This is a genomic window from Leptotrichia sp. oral taxon 218, assembly GCF_018128225.1.
GTDB lineage: Bacteria > Fusobacteriota > Fusobacteriia > Fusobacteriales > Leptotrichiaceae > Leptotrichia.
Genome location: NZ_CP072377.1, coordinates 847,498 through 863,556 on the forward strand (window position 1 = coordinate 847,498; position 16,059 = coordinate 863,556).

At 28.0% G+C, this 16,059-nt stretch carries 10 protein-coding genes; 9 read left to right on the forward strand and 1 reads right to left on the reverse strand.

Annotation, left to right across the window (positions count from 1 at the left end; all coding sequences use genetic code 11):
• The first annotated feature begins 130 nt into the window (after window positions 1–130).
• The 9 genes from J5A73_RS03970 (at window position 131) to J5A73_RS04010 (ending at window position 12,254) form a co-directional block, all read left to right on the forward strand.
• Window positions 131–568 carry a CGGC domain-containing protein gene (locus J5A73_RS03970; RefSeq protein WP_211616833.1) on the forward strand — a complete coding sequence of 146 codons (438 nt, stop codon included), beginning with the start codon at window positions 131–133 and terminating at the stop codon, window positions 566–568.
• A 39-nt stretch (window positions 569–607) separates the two neighbouring features.
• A complete protein-coding gene (locus J5A73_RS03975) occupies window positions 608–2,332 on the forward strand; it encodes an AAA family ATPase (protein ID WP_211616835.1) in 1,725 nt (574 codons plus the stop codon).
• Between the two features lie 295 nt (window positions 2,333–2,627).
• Window positions 2,628–5,549 (forward strand): autotransporter domain-containing protein, encoded by a 2,922-nt coding sequence (locus J5A73_RS03980; RefSeq protein WP_211616837.1) that lies wholly within the window; start codon window positions 2,628–2,630, stop codon window positions 5,547–5,549.
• Between the two features lie 94 nt (window positions 5,550–5,643).
• Window positions 5,644–6,237, forward strand: a complete 594-nt coding sequence (locus J5A73_RS03985; RefSeq protein WP_211616839.1) for a hypothetical protein — start codon at window positions 5,644–5,646, stop codon at window positions 6,235–6,237.
• 173 nt (window positions 6,238–6,410) lie between these two features.
• Window positions 6,411–7,079, forward strand: coding sequence for an IS607 family transposase (locus J5A73_RS03990; protein ID WP_211616841.1), 669 nt, complete (start codon window positions 6,411–6,413; stop codon window positions 7,077–7,079).
• Between the two features lie 251 nt (window positions 7,080–7,330).
• The gene (locus J5A73_RS03995; protein WP_211616843.1) at window positions 7,331–7,918 is read left to right on the forward strand and encodes a restriction endonuclease subunit S; all 588 of its coding nucleotides are present in this window, start codon (window positions 7,331–7,333) and stop codon (window positions 7,916–7,918) included.
• On the forward strand, window positions 7,908–9,032 hold the full coding sequence (locus tag J5A73_RS04000) for an N-6 DNA methylase (protein WP_211616845.1): 1,125 nt from the start codon (window positions 7,908–7,910) through the stop codon (window positions 9,030–9,032). Before J5A73_RS03995 ends, J5A73_RS04000 begins: the two co-directional genes overlap by 11 nt.
• Window positions 9,033–9,281: 249 nt before the next feature.
• Window positions 9,282–10,706 carry a hypothetical protein gene (locus tag J5A73_RS04005; RefSeq protein WP_211616847.1) on the forward strand — a complete coding sequence of 475 codons (1,425 nt, stop codon included), beginning with the start codon at window positions 9,282–9,284 and terminating at the stop codon, window positions 10,704–10,706.
• A 126-nt stretch (window positions 10,707–10,832) separates the two neighbouring features.
• Entirely contained in the window at window positions 10,833–12,254 is a 1,422-nt protein-coding gene (locus J5A73_RS04010; RefSeq protein WP_211616849.1) for a phospholipase D-like domain-containing protein, read from the forward strand.
• A 550-nt stretch (window positions 12,255–12,804) separates the two neighbouring features.
• Here the strand turns inward: J5A73_RS04010 and J5A73_RS04015 are convergent.
• Complete coding sequence (locus J5A73_RS04015; RefSeq protein ID WP_211616851.1) at window positions 12,805–15,945, reverse strand: autotransporter outer membrane beta-barrel domain-containing protein; 3,141 nt, start codon at window positions 15,943–15,945, stop codon at window positions 12,805–12,807.
• Window positions 15,946–16,059 lie beyond the last annotated feature (114 nt).

The following is a 16,059-nucleotide window of genomic DNA, read 5'->3' on the forward strand; positions in this document are numbered from 1 at the left end:
CTAAAAGCGGGAGTAGTTCACTAAAAGTAGAATAATTAATAACTAATAATTAATAAAAGATAATTGATAAAAAATTAAAAGATTAAAAATTTAAATTAATAAATAATTATTTTTGGGAGGAATGAAAAATATGGATTTATCAAAAATTAAATTAATTGTCATAATTCAATGTGAGATTGCGAAAAGACGATGTAGTGGGTATCATTGCAGTCAGTCATTTTATGAGAGAAGTGGCGGATTTTCAAAATATTCGCAAGATCAAGATATGAGACTTCTTATGTTTCAATGCGGAGGATGTAATGGGAAAGGTGTAAATTCCCTTTTGTCAAATGTAGGAAAATGTCTTAAAAAGGAAGGGAAAATTAAGCCAGAAGAAGTGGCAATACACTTTGCATCTTGTGTTACGCTAGATAATCATCATTCTTCGAGATGTATGTTTATTAATCATATGAAACAGCAAGTTTTGAAAACGCCACTTAAAGATGCACTTATTTTGGAGGACACTTGGTATTCAAAAACTGCGACTAGAAGGCGTTTGGAGGGAGTTTATAAAACAAATAGAAATTAACAAAATTAAGAAATTAAAAAATAAAAAGAGGGGATTATTATGAAAAGAAAGAAAAATAAAAAGAAATTACCAATTGGATTGTCTGATTTTAAAGAAATTATAGAATACGATTATTATTATTTTGACAAAACTAAATTTATCGAAAATATTTTGGAAGAGCGTTCAAAAGTAAAATTGTTTACTCGTCCAAGACGATTTGGAAAAACATTGAACTTGTCGATGTTAAAATATTTTTTTGATGTTGAGAACAGAGAAGAAAATAAAAAACTATTTGAAGGACTTAATATTTCCAAAAGTGAGTATTTTGAAAAGCAAGGAGAATTTCCTGTAATTTCAATTTCGTTTAAAAATTACAATAAAAATGACTGGGAAAGTGGTTTTAAGTCGATAAAGTCAACGATTTCAGATATTTATGCAAAATTTGAATATTTAATGGAACATTTGAATAAGAGAGATTTGAAAAAATTTGAAGATATTTGGCTAGAAAAAGATGAAGGTGACTGGGAAAGATCATTATTGAATTTGACAAAATATGTGTTTGACTATTATGGAAAAAAAGTTATTATTTTAATTGATGAATATGATCAGCCGATAATAAATTCCTATATAAAAGGATATTATAGTGAAACCATTGATTTTTTCAAGAGTTTTTACGGATCTGTTTTGAAGGATAATGAATATCTTGAAATGAGTGTAATAACTGGAATTTTAAGAGTTGCGAAAGAAAATATTTTTTCAGGGTTGAATAATTTGGAAGTTCATACGATTTTAGATAGTGAATTTACAGAATATTTTGGGATTATGGAAGATGAAGTTGAAGAGGCTTTGAAAGATTTTAATTTGGAATATGAGTTGGAAGATGTTCAAAAATGGTACAATGGATATTTATTTGGGGATACAAAAGTGTATAATCCTTGGTCTATTATTAATTTTTTGAAAAAGGGAAGATTGCGACCTTATTGGGTAAATACTAGTGGGAATGGATTGATTCAGCTATATTTGGAAAAATTAAAGAATGAGATTTTTGATGAGTTTTCAAGACTTTTAAATAAAGAAAATATTTTTGAAACGATTAATGATAGCATGACTTTTGGAAATTTAGAAGCTAATTTTGAGAAAAATATATGGAACTTATTTTTTCATAGTGGATACTTAACTTTAGCCAAAAAAAACGATGAAGATGAAGAAGAAGTTTATTTGAAAATTCCAAATGAAGAAATTTTGAAGATGTTTTCTAAAATGTTTATAGAAGTTTATTTTAGAGATTCTAATAATTTTTCAAAATTTACTAATGCATTAAAAAGTGGAGATATTGAAAAATTTAAATTTGAATTAAATAAAATTTTATTGGAAAATACTGGAATTTTTGATATTAGTGGAAGTTATAAAGAGCAATTTTATCATGGATTGATGTTGGGGTTGATTTTGAAATTAAGAAATGAATATGAGATTACATCAAATGGCTTTGCTGGGAAAGGTCGGTATGACCTGCTTTTGAAACCTAAAAATATTTTAAATAAATTAACTGGAAGAGAAGGGATTATTTTTGAGTTAAAAATTTTAAATATAAAAAGTGAATTTAGTTTTGAAGCAATTCATGAAAAACTTGAGAAAGAATGCGAAATTGCGTTAAAACAGATTGATGAAAAAGAATATAGTTCGGTTTTGAGAAATGCTGGGGTTAAAAAGATTTTGAAGATTGGGATTTCATTTTTAGGAAAAGAATTTGAAGTGAAATTTGAGAGAGAGAAAGAAATTTATTAAAAACATAATAATTTTTATTATTAAAAAAAGAAAAGATAAGTGTAAACTTGAAAAATATTTATATTTTTTTAGTTTACATTTTTTTATATTTTAAATTTTATAAAAAACAAAAAAATTATAAATATAATATGAATTAAATTTTTTTATACTGTAAAAAAAATAAAATAAAAATATATAATTTTTATTTAAAAGTATTGACTTTTATATTTCTTTGTGATATACTCTTAATGTAAAAAATAGCAGAAAATAAAAATATGTAAAAATAAAGATTTTAATTTTTGGAAGGATGATTAAAATGAATAAAAGAAAACTTTTAATTTTAACAGTAATATCAATAATGCTAGCAGTAAGCTGTGGTAGTAGTGGAGGAAGCGGTTCTGGAGCAACTTCAGATTCAACACCAACTGGTGAAAATCAGTATAACAGTGACAGTGGAAATGGTTCAACAAGTGGTTCAGGAACAAATAATTCAGGACAGCAATTAACAGCAAACGATTTTGATTATTATACTGGTGCAACTTATGTGGCAAATGAAACAACGCCATATTCAAGACCATTTTCACCAGTTGATCATTTAGAAAACAATAGATTCGATTCTTCAGGAAGAATTGCTATAAATGATACTGATAGAATTTATAATTCTAAAAATCCAGACAACAATCATAGTGCTTTTAAAGGAGAAGGTGTAGCAGTTGGAGTATTTGATGGTGGATTTAACGATGAAACAAATTGGGAACAAGTAAATAAATTAACAAATAACATTGAAAGAGTTCAAGGAAAAGGTAATACAGATACAACACATGGATATAGAGTTATAAAGTCTCTTTTACAAAATGCTCCTTCAGTAAAAATATATGCAATGGATGTTGTTAAAAGAATTAGTGCAACACCAGAATATGAAGAATATAAAAGACTTTATGATAAAGGAGTAAGAATTTTTAATAATTCGTATGGAAACATAACTTATATTCCAACTTCTGTTGATTCTTCGCTTGGAACAGATACACATGCTTTTTTAAAGAAAGCAATAAATGAAGGAGGAGCATTATTTATATGGTCTGGTGGAAACGAAGAAAATCTTGATCGAGCAGGAGCTTTCGGTAATTTACCAAGAGTTGATCCAAGTTTAGAAAAAGGTTGGATTAATGTTGTAGGTCTTATGTCAAAAGACTATTATAAAGGTAATACAATAGCTAATGTAAGTTGGAATAAACTTATTCCATTAACACCAGCAGGAAGTTCTAAATATTGGTCAATATCAGCATTAGGTTCGGTAGATTATTATGATTATGATGAAGGAAAAACAGAGACAACTTATGGTTCTTCATTTGCAGCACCTCGTGTTACAGCAGCAGCAGCTTTAGTTAAACAAGCATATCCATTTATGAATGGAGATTTAATAAGACAAACTCTTTTATCTACTGCAACTGATATAGGAGATCCAGGTGTAGATGATGTTTATGGTTGGGGATTGTTAAATATTGATAAGGCATTAAAAGGTCCTGCATTATTTGATAGAAGATTAACACAAGGAAAAGATGTGGAAATACAGCTTGATGGAGGAAATTATGGTTTTGGAAATAATATTTCAGGAGATGCGGGATTGAATTTGACTGGAAATGGAAGTCTTACATTAAATGGATTAACAACATATACTGGTAAAACAACAGTAGGTTCAGGTGCATACTTAATAGTTAGAAAAGATTCAAGAAGTAGAATGTTTGTAAAAGATGGAGGAACTGTTGCGACAGGAAGTCAATCAATGAGTATTCCATCAGTGCAAGTTTCAACAAATGGTACATTTGTTAATAATACAAATTCTCAAATTCAAGAATTAAGAGCAGAAAATGGTTCAAAAATTGTTACAGATGTAAATAGTACAATTGCAACTAATACTGCTGAAATAAACGGTGAAGTAAAACTTACAAATAATAGCGGTGAATATTTTACTAAAAACGGAAGAACAGCCAATGTTATTACAGGAAATGTGACTGGCAATGCAAATATAAGTACTGAATCTGACCTTTTAAATGCAAAAGCAGAAAATAATACAATTGGAGTTCAAGCAGTTGTTTCAAGAAAAGATGTGACTGAATATGCGAAAGGAATTGGTGCGACTGAGCAGGAAGTTAATACAGCACAGCAAATTGAAACTTCGTTGCAAGGGACAGACAGACAGCTTGAAAGTGGGACAGCTTCGGCAAAAACTTTGTCTAATGCAGCTAAATTGCAGTCTTTAAATAAAACTACGCTTGATACTTTGTCTGGACAAATTTATGCTTCGGCTCAAGCCTTGACATTTGAACAGCAGGAAAATGTTAATAGAGATATTTCTAATAGAATTAGTGGACTTGGAGATAGTATTGAAAGTGATGCCAACTATAGTTTCTGGATGGATGGAGCTTTTTCTAAAGGGAAAATTGAAAGAGATGGCTTTGCTAAAGGGAAAACTAAAGTAAATAGTGGAATTGCTGGATTTGAAGCTAAAGTTAATGACAGTGCGATGGTTGGAGTTGCGATTGATTATTCAAAAGGGAAAGTAAAATTTGATCATTATAATGGAGAAAGTAAATCGGATTCAGTTGGAATTTCTGCTTATGGTAGACAAAATATTGGAAATGCTTATGTTGGTGGAAGATTAGGATACAGCAATGTTGACAGCGATGTTAAAAGAGATATTATTATAAATTCTAATGATTGGAAACAGTCTTCGATTAAACATAATGACAATGTATTTTCAGCATATGTAGAAACTGGATACGACATTAAAAAAGGTAAAGGATTTACTTTAACACCATTTGTTGGAGCAAGTTATGACACAGTTAAAAGAGGAAGTTTTGAGGAAGAAAATTCTTCTTACGGATTAAAATCCGACAAAAAAACTTATTCTATGCCAAATGCTATTGCAGGATTAAAAGCAAAACAGACTTTAACTAGAAATGGCGGACTAAAAACAACATTTAGCACTTATGCAAGTTATGAAAAAGGACTTGGAGATAAAGATTTGGACTTTGACGCAAGTTATGTGAATAATCCAAGTTCTAAATTTAGAGTTAAAGGAATTAACATGTCGAGAAGTAAAGTTAAAGTTGGTGTAGGTGTTGAACATGAAGTGGCTAAAAATGTTTCATTGCACTTGAATTACGACTTGAAGAAGGCGACAGACAAGAAAGACACTAATCATATGGTTACAACAGGATTTAAAGTTAGTTTTTAATGATTTGACAAAATGACAAGGGGTTGTTTTTTGACCTCTTGTTTCGATATAATATGAAAATAAAAATAAAAATAAGGAAAGGAAAAGATTGAAAATGAAAAAAATTATATTGGGAATATTGGCTATTGGAAGTTTGAGTTTTGCACAAGAGAATTATGAAGTTTCTAAAAATAACGGTTATCAAATGGAGCAAATTAATAAATTAAATCCTGAAATTGAAAAAGCAGTTTCAAAATTTTATACATTTGAAAATTTGGAAATCCTGTTTGAAAAAGAATATGAAAAAATGTCAAAAAATGAGAGAGAATTCTATTCAAAGCTATTATTTGACCTATATAAACATTTAAGTTATAAAATAAAAAAAGTTTCTTATGTTTCAGAAAATAATATAAAAGTTTTTCTTGAAGTAAAATATCCAAATATGAATGTAGGAGCAAAAACTTTTATTAAAGAATTAGATGAGGTTTTTAAGGAAAAAACGGGACAAAATTATTATGATTATACACATAAGGGAGTATTACAAGAGAAAACAATAACAGATGCTTATGAAAAATTATTTTATGACTGCCTGTTGGAGACATTAAAAAAAATAATTTCTAAAGCAAAAGTAAGTGATTATGAAACAAATGAAGTTGAATTGCAAGGAATTAAAGAAAATGGAGAATGGAAAATTATAATTTCTGATTAAAAAATAAAAAATAAAATTACTGATACAAATTTCTTGCCTTGTTTGGCAAAATTTATTAATAATTTTGAAAAAAAGTTATAAAAAATTATAAAAAAATACAAGTTTTGGTAATTTAAAACTTGGATTTTTTATTTTTTTATTGTATAATACTTAAGGAAAAGGGAGTAGAGAAAATGTACTCGATCAATGATTTGAAAAAAGAAGTTTACAAATTGGGAGAAATTGCTAAATTTCTTGGAGTTACGACTGCGACTCTTAGAAGATGGGATAAAATGGGGAAAGTTCATTTTTCAAAAACGGATTTTGGCACAAGAAGTTTGACGAAGGATGAATTGATTAAATTATTGAAGGCAAATAATCTTTGGAGTGTAGCAATTGAAAAATTGCAGAAAAAAGATGTCATATATTGCCGTGTATCAAGTATTGAACAAAAAAGGCGTGGAGAATTAGACAGACAAATCCGATTTCTTATAGACAGTTGTGACAATCTTGTAAATCCTATAATTTTGTCAGAAGTTGGAAGCGGATTGAACGACAATCGAAAGAAAATTCAAAAATTACTTAGAATGATTTTAAACAATGAAGTTTCAAGGGTTTTCATCACTTACGAGGACAGATTGACGAGATTTGGATTTGAATATTTAAAGACGATGTGTGAAATGCACGGAACTGAAATTATCGTTGTCAAGAATAATGTCGATGTTGATGTAAAAAACTCAATAGAACAGGAACTTATAGACGATATTAAGTCACTTATGACTACATTTTCAAGAAAAATTTCTAAAACAAGAAATAAACAAAATAAAAAAACTGATTTTGAAATTGATGACATAATGAAATAAAAATAAATAAAAATAAATAAAATAATAAAAATTAAACAAAATAAAATATAACATAATATAAAACATAATATAAAGAAAAAAAATATAATTTTATATAAGTTTTTATGGTATAATATTTTATAGAATAGTATTATTTATTATATAAAATATATAAAATATATAAATTTAAAGTATTATAATTAAAAATAATTTTTTAAAATTAATTTTTAATTGGATTTTAGATTATAGAAAAAGAAAAGGGATGTGAAAATATGAAATTAGGAGATAATGTAGATATAATTGCACCGTTAAATGTAAAAACTGCGGATAGGGAAACAGGTTATTATCTGTTAAATCCTACTCTTGTAAGTAACGGTAAAATAAAAGGATTTGAAAACGCAGAAGTGCCAAATAGGTATAAAAGCGGAAAGAATAAAATTGATGATAAGTATTTTATTCAAAAGGGAGATGTTCTATTTCAGGCAAAAGGAAGTAAAATAGAAGTCGTTTATGTTGAAAAGGAGTATGAAAAAGCACTTCCAGCAACACTTTATTTTATTTTGAGACCAAATGAGAAAATTAATCCAAAGTATCTTCAATGGCTATTAAAAACAGAATTACTTTTACTTTATTTTGAAAAGAAATATAAAACTATGAATGTAGTTCGTGCAGTAAATAAAGTAGATATTGTGGAATTGGATATAGATCTTCCAGAAAGAGAAGTTCAGGATAAAATGGTTGAAATAATAGAAAGTTTTGAAGAAGAACATAATATTACTTTAGAGTATTTGAAAAGTAAAAAGAAATATATTGAAGAGAGCATAATTTCTAAAAATGGGGTGAAAATAAATGAGAAGTAGATTTTTTGATATTGCAGTGGAAGAAATAAAAGAAAATAAAGATGTGAAAAAGACGGATGCGCTTAAAGCATGGTTATTTCTGTATGTAGCTTGCATAAGTAAAGTGGTTTTTGAAGAAATTGAAAATTTACGGGATGACAATTATTTATTTTTAGAGTATTTAATAGATAATGATTTTGAGTATAATTTAAAAGAAACATATTTGGAAAATATGAAAATATTATCAGAAAAGATAGAATTATTTAAAGAATCGTATAATTTTGTAGTTGAAAATCTTGAAGTTAGAGAAGTTCTGAGCAATATGACGGATATGGAGCTGGAGTTAAAACTTGATATTTTGAGAGGAAGATATACTAAAATTGCACAAAACTTTGTGAGTAAAGTAATAAATTTACCGATTATTCAAGAAGAAAAAATTACTAATCTTTTAGTGGATTTTCTAAATGTAAAAAGTAACGAACTTTTATATAATGCTGATTTTTTTGAATTAAATAATTTCTATAATGAAGTAGTTGATGAAAATGAAAAAAATGAAATTTTGAAAATACTTCTTTCTATGGCAAATTCTAATAATGAAAATAAAACAGTAGTAATTTTGACGAAAAATAGCGATTCAAAGAATTTAATTTCAGAATTGCTTAATAAAAATGATAAAATGATAATGGATTTGGAGACTTTTGAACTTTTTGAAAATAAAGAAGAAATAATTAGAAACAATTGGGTTGAAGCAGTAATTTCTATACCGTATAATAATATTTTAAGAAATCAAATAGTTGTTTTAAATAAAGAAAAGTTAAAAGATGATGTGTTATTTATTCAAACACAAAATTATTTTGAAAAGGCAAATGATAAAATAAAAGCAGAAAATTATGAGAAGTTATCAAAAGTATTTAAAAATAGAGAAGAAATTAACGGTGTTTCAAAAGTTGTATCAAATGAAAAAATATTATTTAAAAATTGTAACTTAGATATTTTAACTTATGTTTTTAAAACAAAAGAAAAGATAGATTTAAAAGAATTGGAATTTGAAAAAAATCAGCTTTCTAGCAAGATGGAAGAAAACAGAAAGGAATGTGATAGACTAATAGCAGAATATTTACCGGATGAACAATAAAAAGTAAAAATATTATTGTTATAAAAGTTATCTTATAGATAGATATAAATAAGATAACTTTTTTTATATAAATTTATTTCATATTTTAACTTACTATATATATTTTATAAATAAACATAATATATTTTTGCATAAAAAGACAGTAATTAAAATACCGAAAAAATTTCTTGACTTTTTTACAAAAATAAGTTATTATTATACTGTAAAAATTAAAGAAAGTATATTATGAAAACAAAGGTGGTTAATAATATGAATGAAAAAAATAATAAAAATAATAAAAATAGCAAAATTAATTTAAAAAAATCTAAAAATAATAAAAAAATAAAAAAATACAGTAATTTTATGTATGTTAAAATATCAATATTTGCATTTTTATCTATTAGTTCTATAAATTTAGCAACTATAAAATATCAATCATCAAATGAATATGTTAATAAAAACAATGATTTTTTACTTTATACTCCAGTTAAAGCTGAAAAAAATTATATAAATAAGACTAAAATATTAAGCGAAGAAAGAAAAGAAGACTATTTTTCAAAAATTAATAAAGAAAATAGATATACTTTATTTAGCACAGAAAAGGGACTTCGAAATTTTAAACATAAAGATAAAAAATCGGAAAAATTAAGAGAAGAAAGAAACCTAAATGGTGAAGCAGAAAGAACATTTTTTGAGACGATGAAAAATTTTACAGAAGAAGAAGTAGCTGGAAAAACACATTATTTAGTAACTCTTGCTAATAACAAAAAAGTTTTGGGAGAACTTAAAGAGAGAGAAGAAAATTATGTTTCTGGAAAAACTGATCACATTCTAGCGATTGATATGAATTTAAACAATATTGGAGAAAAAGCGTTGAAAGCCATTGCAAAAAGAGAGATTACATCATCTGAAAAAATTAAAGGAAATGAAAAAAATAAAAAAGATAAAGAAAAAGAAAATACGGAAAATTATACTCAAGAAGAAATAGAAAAAGCAAAATTAGAAAAATGGTTTTACGATATTTATGAACCAGTTGATATGGTAGAAGATACGAAAACTGCTGTAATCGCTTGTGTTTTTGGAAATAAAAAGACAGGAAAACTAGAAATATTTTATGGTGGTTCTAATATGCCTTTTTCTAATATGAATTCAATAAAAGATTGGAAAAATGATATAATGTCAAGTGTTAAAGTTTCAAAAAATTATGAAGCGGCTTTAGAAATAGCAATAAAAATAAGTAAAAAAGTTTATACTTCAGAAGACGGTAAAAAATACCAAGTTTTAGAAGCAGTAAATGGTTTTTCTAAAGGTGGTGGAGAAGCATTATATGTTGCTTCAAATTTAGACTTGAAAGCATTAATTATCGATCCTTCCCCTGTTGTCAATGCAGGAAGATATATTGACAACAACAAAATTTTAGCCATTGTTCCAGGAAATGGAGAAGCCTTTTTAAACCGTGTATCAGAAATAACAGGGACTTATGGTAATTTAAATACTTTGGAACAAAAAGTTGGAGCATCTGAAGGAAAAAGAGGTAAAAAAACTTCTTTAATTCCAGCAATTCCAGTTAGTTCTCAAGTAACAGGAATGCTTCGTTATCATTTTCCTAATATAAATAATGTTGCTGAATCATTTAACAAAACAAAAAAATATATAGAAAAAATAAAACCTATATATAACAGATTTTTTGAATAAATAATAAAAACAGTAAATAAAAATACAAAAAATTGATTTTTAAAAAAAAATACAGTATAATAACATTAAATTAAGTAAAAAATAAAAAACCAAAAACAAAAAAATAAAAATAAAAGGAGCTGTTAAATGAAAAAATTAAAATTTATTTTGTTGTCGATTTTTATTATCAGTACAATATTTTCTTGTAAATCCTTGCCAAGTGGATTAGCTGTTAAAACACCAGTTTATAATGCTGATAATGTTGACTTCTATTATGACTTGACATATAAAAAAGACGGAGAAACCCATTATGAAAGGCAAATTTGGGATCAGGCGTATGACATTTTGGATAAGGCGCAGGATTTTTTCCTGATGGATATTTTCGTGTTTCACGATTATGTTGGAAAAGGAGTGAAGGAAAAACTGGATCCATTGCCGATTGCTGAAGAGTTTGCACAGAAAATTCTGGAAAAGAGAAAAAAAGATCCGAATGTGAAGATTTACTTGATTTTGGATGAAGGGAACACATTTTACGGAGCTTATGACAATGAAATGTATAAGAGATTGGAAGCGGCTGGAGTTAAGATAGGAATTGTTGATTTGGCGAAGTTACCTGATCCAATACCAGTTTATTCAGCAATTTGGAGACTTCTTATTCAGCCTTTTGGAAATCCGAAAAATGTCGGAAAAACTAAAAACCCACTTCACGAAGGAACTGATCCTGTCACAGTTAGAAGCATTTTAAGAGCTTTAAATGGAAAAGCGGATCACAGAAAACTTATAATGAACGAAAAAACCGCAATGCTAACGACTGGAAATCCACATGCAGAAGGTTCAAGACATTCAAATGTCGCATTCAAATTTTCATCACCAATATTAAAAGACCTTTACAATGCAGAGATTCCAGTTGCAAAAATCACCAAAAAAGATGGAAGTTTAAATAGAACTTTACCGTATCAAAAATTTGATATTGAACCTTCAAAAAATAATCAGATAAAACTGCAATACTTTACTGAAGGTCAAACTGGCGAGGATATGACAAGAGAATTGAAAAATGCTCAGCCTGGCGATGAGGTGTTTATCGCACAATTTTTTCTATCAGACAGACAAATATTAACGGACATTAAAAAAGCGGCGAAAAGGGGAGTGAAATTTAGACTGATATTAAATAATTCGACAGCTGCTTTTCCAAATAAGGCGGCTTCTGGGGAACTTATGAAATTAGCTAGAAAACACGGATATGACATTGATGTGAAATTTTATAATAAAGGTGCAGAGATGTATCATGTGAAAATGATGACGATTTACAAAAAGAACTATATGATAACATATGGCGGATCGACAAATTTTACACGAAGAAATATGAGAGATTATAATTTAGAAAACGAATTAAAAATAATTTCTACTTATGATCAAAAGATTTCAAAACAAGTTACAGATTATTATGACAGACTTTGGACAAATAGAGATGGAGATTTTACACTTCCTTACGATACAGAAAAGAATGAGAAAAGGTCTAATGATTTGATTCTTAGATTCTTGGAAGTGAATGGAATTGGCGCTTTTTAGCTGATTCTAAAGATAAGATTTTAGCGAGGGGTTTATTAAATAATTTATAATTTTGATTTTTAAAAAAGCTATCAATCGAGATTTTTTGACTGATAGCTTTTTTTAGTATTATGATAATTTTTTCTAAAAAAGTTTTAATTCATAAAATTTCTTCCTGTAATTTGTAATTTATTTTTTTAACAAAAAGATAGCAAGAAGTCGTAGGCTTTCTATAAGTGGGAGATGAATTGCTTTTTTTGTAAAAAAATTGAAAAAAGGGTATATCCATGATACAATTTTTGTATAAAATATCGAAGAGAAATAATTAAAAATAATATTCAAAATCAAAAGAAGGTGTAATTTTGTGAAATATAATTTAGCATTCAAATACAGAATTTATCCAAAACACCTTGTCAGTGAATAAAATATAATTTAAATTTCATAAAAGTCTTTTCTGTAGTTTATTTATTTTTTTTAGTTCTTAAACTATAAAGCTCCAAATTCTTAAAATCTGGAGCTTTTTTGAAAGTTTAAAAATTATAATTTTAGTAAAATTTTAGTAATTAATTAATTAAAACGAAACACCTAATCCCACACCAACATGCGAGTTCTTATCTTTCGTATCATATCCACCGTTTACAGATACATCGAATTTTCCAGTTTCAAATCCAACTTTTAAGTCGCTTCTGAAGTTTCCTTTTTTCTCATCTTTAGCACTTTTTAGTCTAATTCTAGTATTTGTGTCAGTAAATTTAGCTTCATTTACTCTGTCATCAACTTTTCCAAGTTCGTGGTCGTAACCAAGTCCAAGTGACGCTTTAAATTTAGTTCCTTTTGCTGATACTGGACTAGAGAATCCAAATTCCACTCCAGCTCCTGGTCTTACTGAATAGTAGTCATTTGCTTTAACTTCCACATTTAGAGTTCCATCTTTTTCTTTAATCTTGTTAAATCTTCCGTAACCAAGTTTTAATGCAGCGTAAGGTTTAACTGTGAAGTTTCCACCAACATTGAAAGTCTTACCAAGTTCGTTTGTCAAATTAACTCCGTAAGCGTTGTAGTTAGCTTTATTTTCGTAAGAGTTATTTCCTACAACAAATCTTCTCTTCATATTATTTTGTGAAACAAATCCGTTTCCATCCAAAGTCCATTCAAGACTGTTTACATCAAAAGTTTTGTATCCACCAACTTCAAGCATTGAGATATTTTCTTTAGATCTTCCATTATCTTTTAATTTAAAGTTGTTGTTTATTGCACCTGCATAAATTCCTTGTTTTGCGTCAGCGTTGTTGAATAAATATGAAATTCCGTAAGCTGAGCTGTCTGAATCAGCTATTCCTTGAACTTTTGAGCTGTGTTTGTTTTTATCAAAGAAAGTTGAAACATGGTGTCCAGATTCATCTGCATTTTCTTTTTGCAAGTCAGAAATTCTGTTATTTAAAATATCATCTGTTTTTGAAATTCTTTGCTGAACATTTGCATATTGATTTCCGCTAACTTCACGGTATGTGTCTGCAAAAGTTTTCTTGCTGTTTACAGTGTTTAAGTAATTAAAGATTTCTTTATCATTAGAATTTGCAACTTTATATTTTTCGTCAAGTCCTCTAGCCACATCTTGAGTCATTTCATCGTCAGCAAAATTTGTGTAAGATAATTTTTTCAAAGTAACTTTTGCGATTTTGTTATTCAAAATTTCAGGATTTGCTTGCCAAACTAATGAACCAGTTTTAACATTCCAGTTTTTAATGTTGCTTGTTTGCATCGAATTATTAAATGGAGCTAATACATCGTCTCCAACTGTAACTTCAGTATCATTAGTTTTTTCAGTAGCTTCAGCACCAATTAACAAGTCAGCACTCTTTAATCCCAAGTTTGCAAGTCCTTCAATCGGTTTAGTTCTTCCCAATGAATCCACATATACTTTCATGTCGCTGCTTAAAAGTTTTCTATCTGATGACTGAACAGTCACTTGGTAAGAATTATCAACACGATCTCTTACAGCTCCACCGCTAATTTCGATATTTCCATAGTTTTTAACAGTACCACCGGCAATAACGATTCCAGCACCGCCGTTAGAGTCGATATGAATTGTTCCGTTATTTGTGAATTCTGCATCTTTTCCAACAACTACACCAACTGCATCATTTGGAGTTCCTTCAGTAGTTATAAGTCCATTATTAACACCTATGGCATCTTTTCCAAGATACATTCCGACACCGCCATCTTTGGTAATTTTAATAATTCCATAATTATCATTTATTAAAGTACCAATACCAGCCATACCAATTGAATTTTTACCAATTTCAATTTCTCCATAATTTTCTAAGTTTGCATTTGGATTATCACTGTACATTCCCATACTTGGATTATATTTATCAGATGAATCTCCTATTTTAATTTTATTGGTTTCATTAGCATTAGAAGATTTATTAAATGCTTTAGTTCTTCCTTTTCCGGTTACGTAGAATCCAATTGATTTATCACCTGATAGATCAATTAGGACATTATTTAACGAAGATACATAATCATCGCTACTATAACTGTCAATAATAGATGCAGGATCTAATTTTTGATCATTGATATTTGCTACTATTCCAATAGCGTTATTTGCTTCACTTTCAATTTTTCCGTCATTGATAGCATTTCCTGATACATCATTGTAACGTTTGTAATAGTACATTCCAATAGAATTTTCTCCTAAGTTAATAGTGTTCTCATTTACAATATAACCGTTAGACTCATGTGCTTTTCCATTTCCATCTTCATAACTATAAATTCCAATAGAATTTTTTCCAACATAAATAAATCCCTGGTTTTTGAATTCACCATTTTTAATATATGCTCCAAAACTGCTATCTCCTGTTAAATTGATAACACCTCCGTTTATATTGACGCCTGATTCCCTAGAATCAATACTTTGAATGGCAATTTGATTAGGTTTAGATCCAGATATAGTAACCTGTTTTCTAACTAAATACTTAGGAACTTCAAAAGTTGAATTTGGAGCATTCAATTTATTATATAAATCATTTGGGTCATCTAAATTCACATCTTTGTCGATAAAAATATGTGAATTATGAAATTCAGCTACATTATAATCTATTCCATTAATTGTTGGTCTTTGATTTCGAGGAACTAATGACATTAAACTATTAGAATCAGTCATTGATAAATCTGCAGTTACAGATTCAAACAAAAATATAGATGATCCTGGATGCATGTTAAGTGTTAAGTTATTGGAATTAGTCATATATTTTGTAAGCATATCATTAACTAACTGTTCCGGATTTATCGCAGTACCTGCCATATTTCTAGAAATTGCAAACCCTTTTACATCCATTGTTGTTGGGGATGCAATGTTAAGTGTTGGGGATAAGCTGTTATAATTATCAGGCAACTTAAATCCTATTTCATTTTCCCCGACATTATAATGAGTTAGAGCAATTACATTAGAAGTAGCTTGCTCCATATCTTCTTTTACAATAGTTGGAGTTGCATAACTCTTATTTAATTTTAAATTTGAAAAATTTGGAAGAGTAAATCTCGCTCCTGTACTTGGTTGCGAATAAGATGGTCCATTTTTAGCAATAGGTGTTCCACTACCATTATTTATACCGCTTCCACTTCCACTTCCGCTTCCTCCACTGCTTTCACAACTGATAATAGCAATTAATGCAAATACCATCAATAAAAATTTTTTCGTCTTGTTCATAAATCAATCTCTCCTTTAAAATTTATTTTTATTAAAAAAATTACTTTATATTATTTTCCAATATATTTCATTTTTTTAGATTATGTATGAATAAGAAAAATGTATAAACGAAAT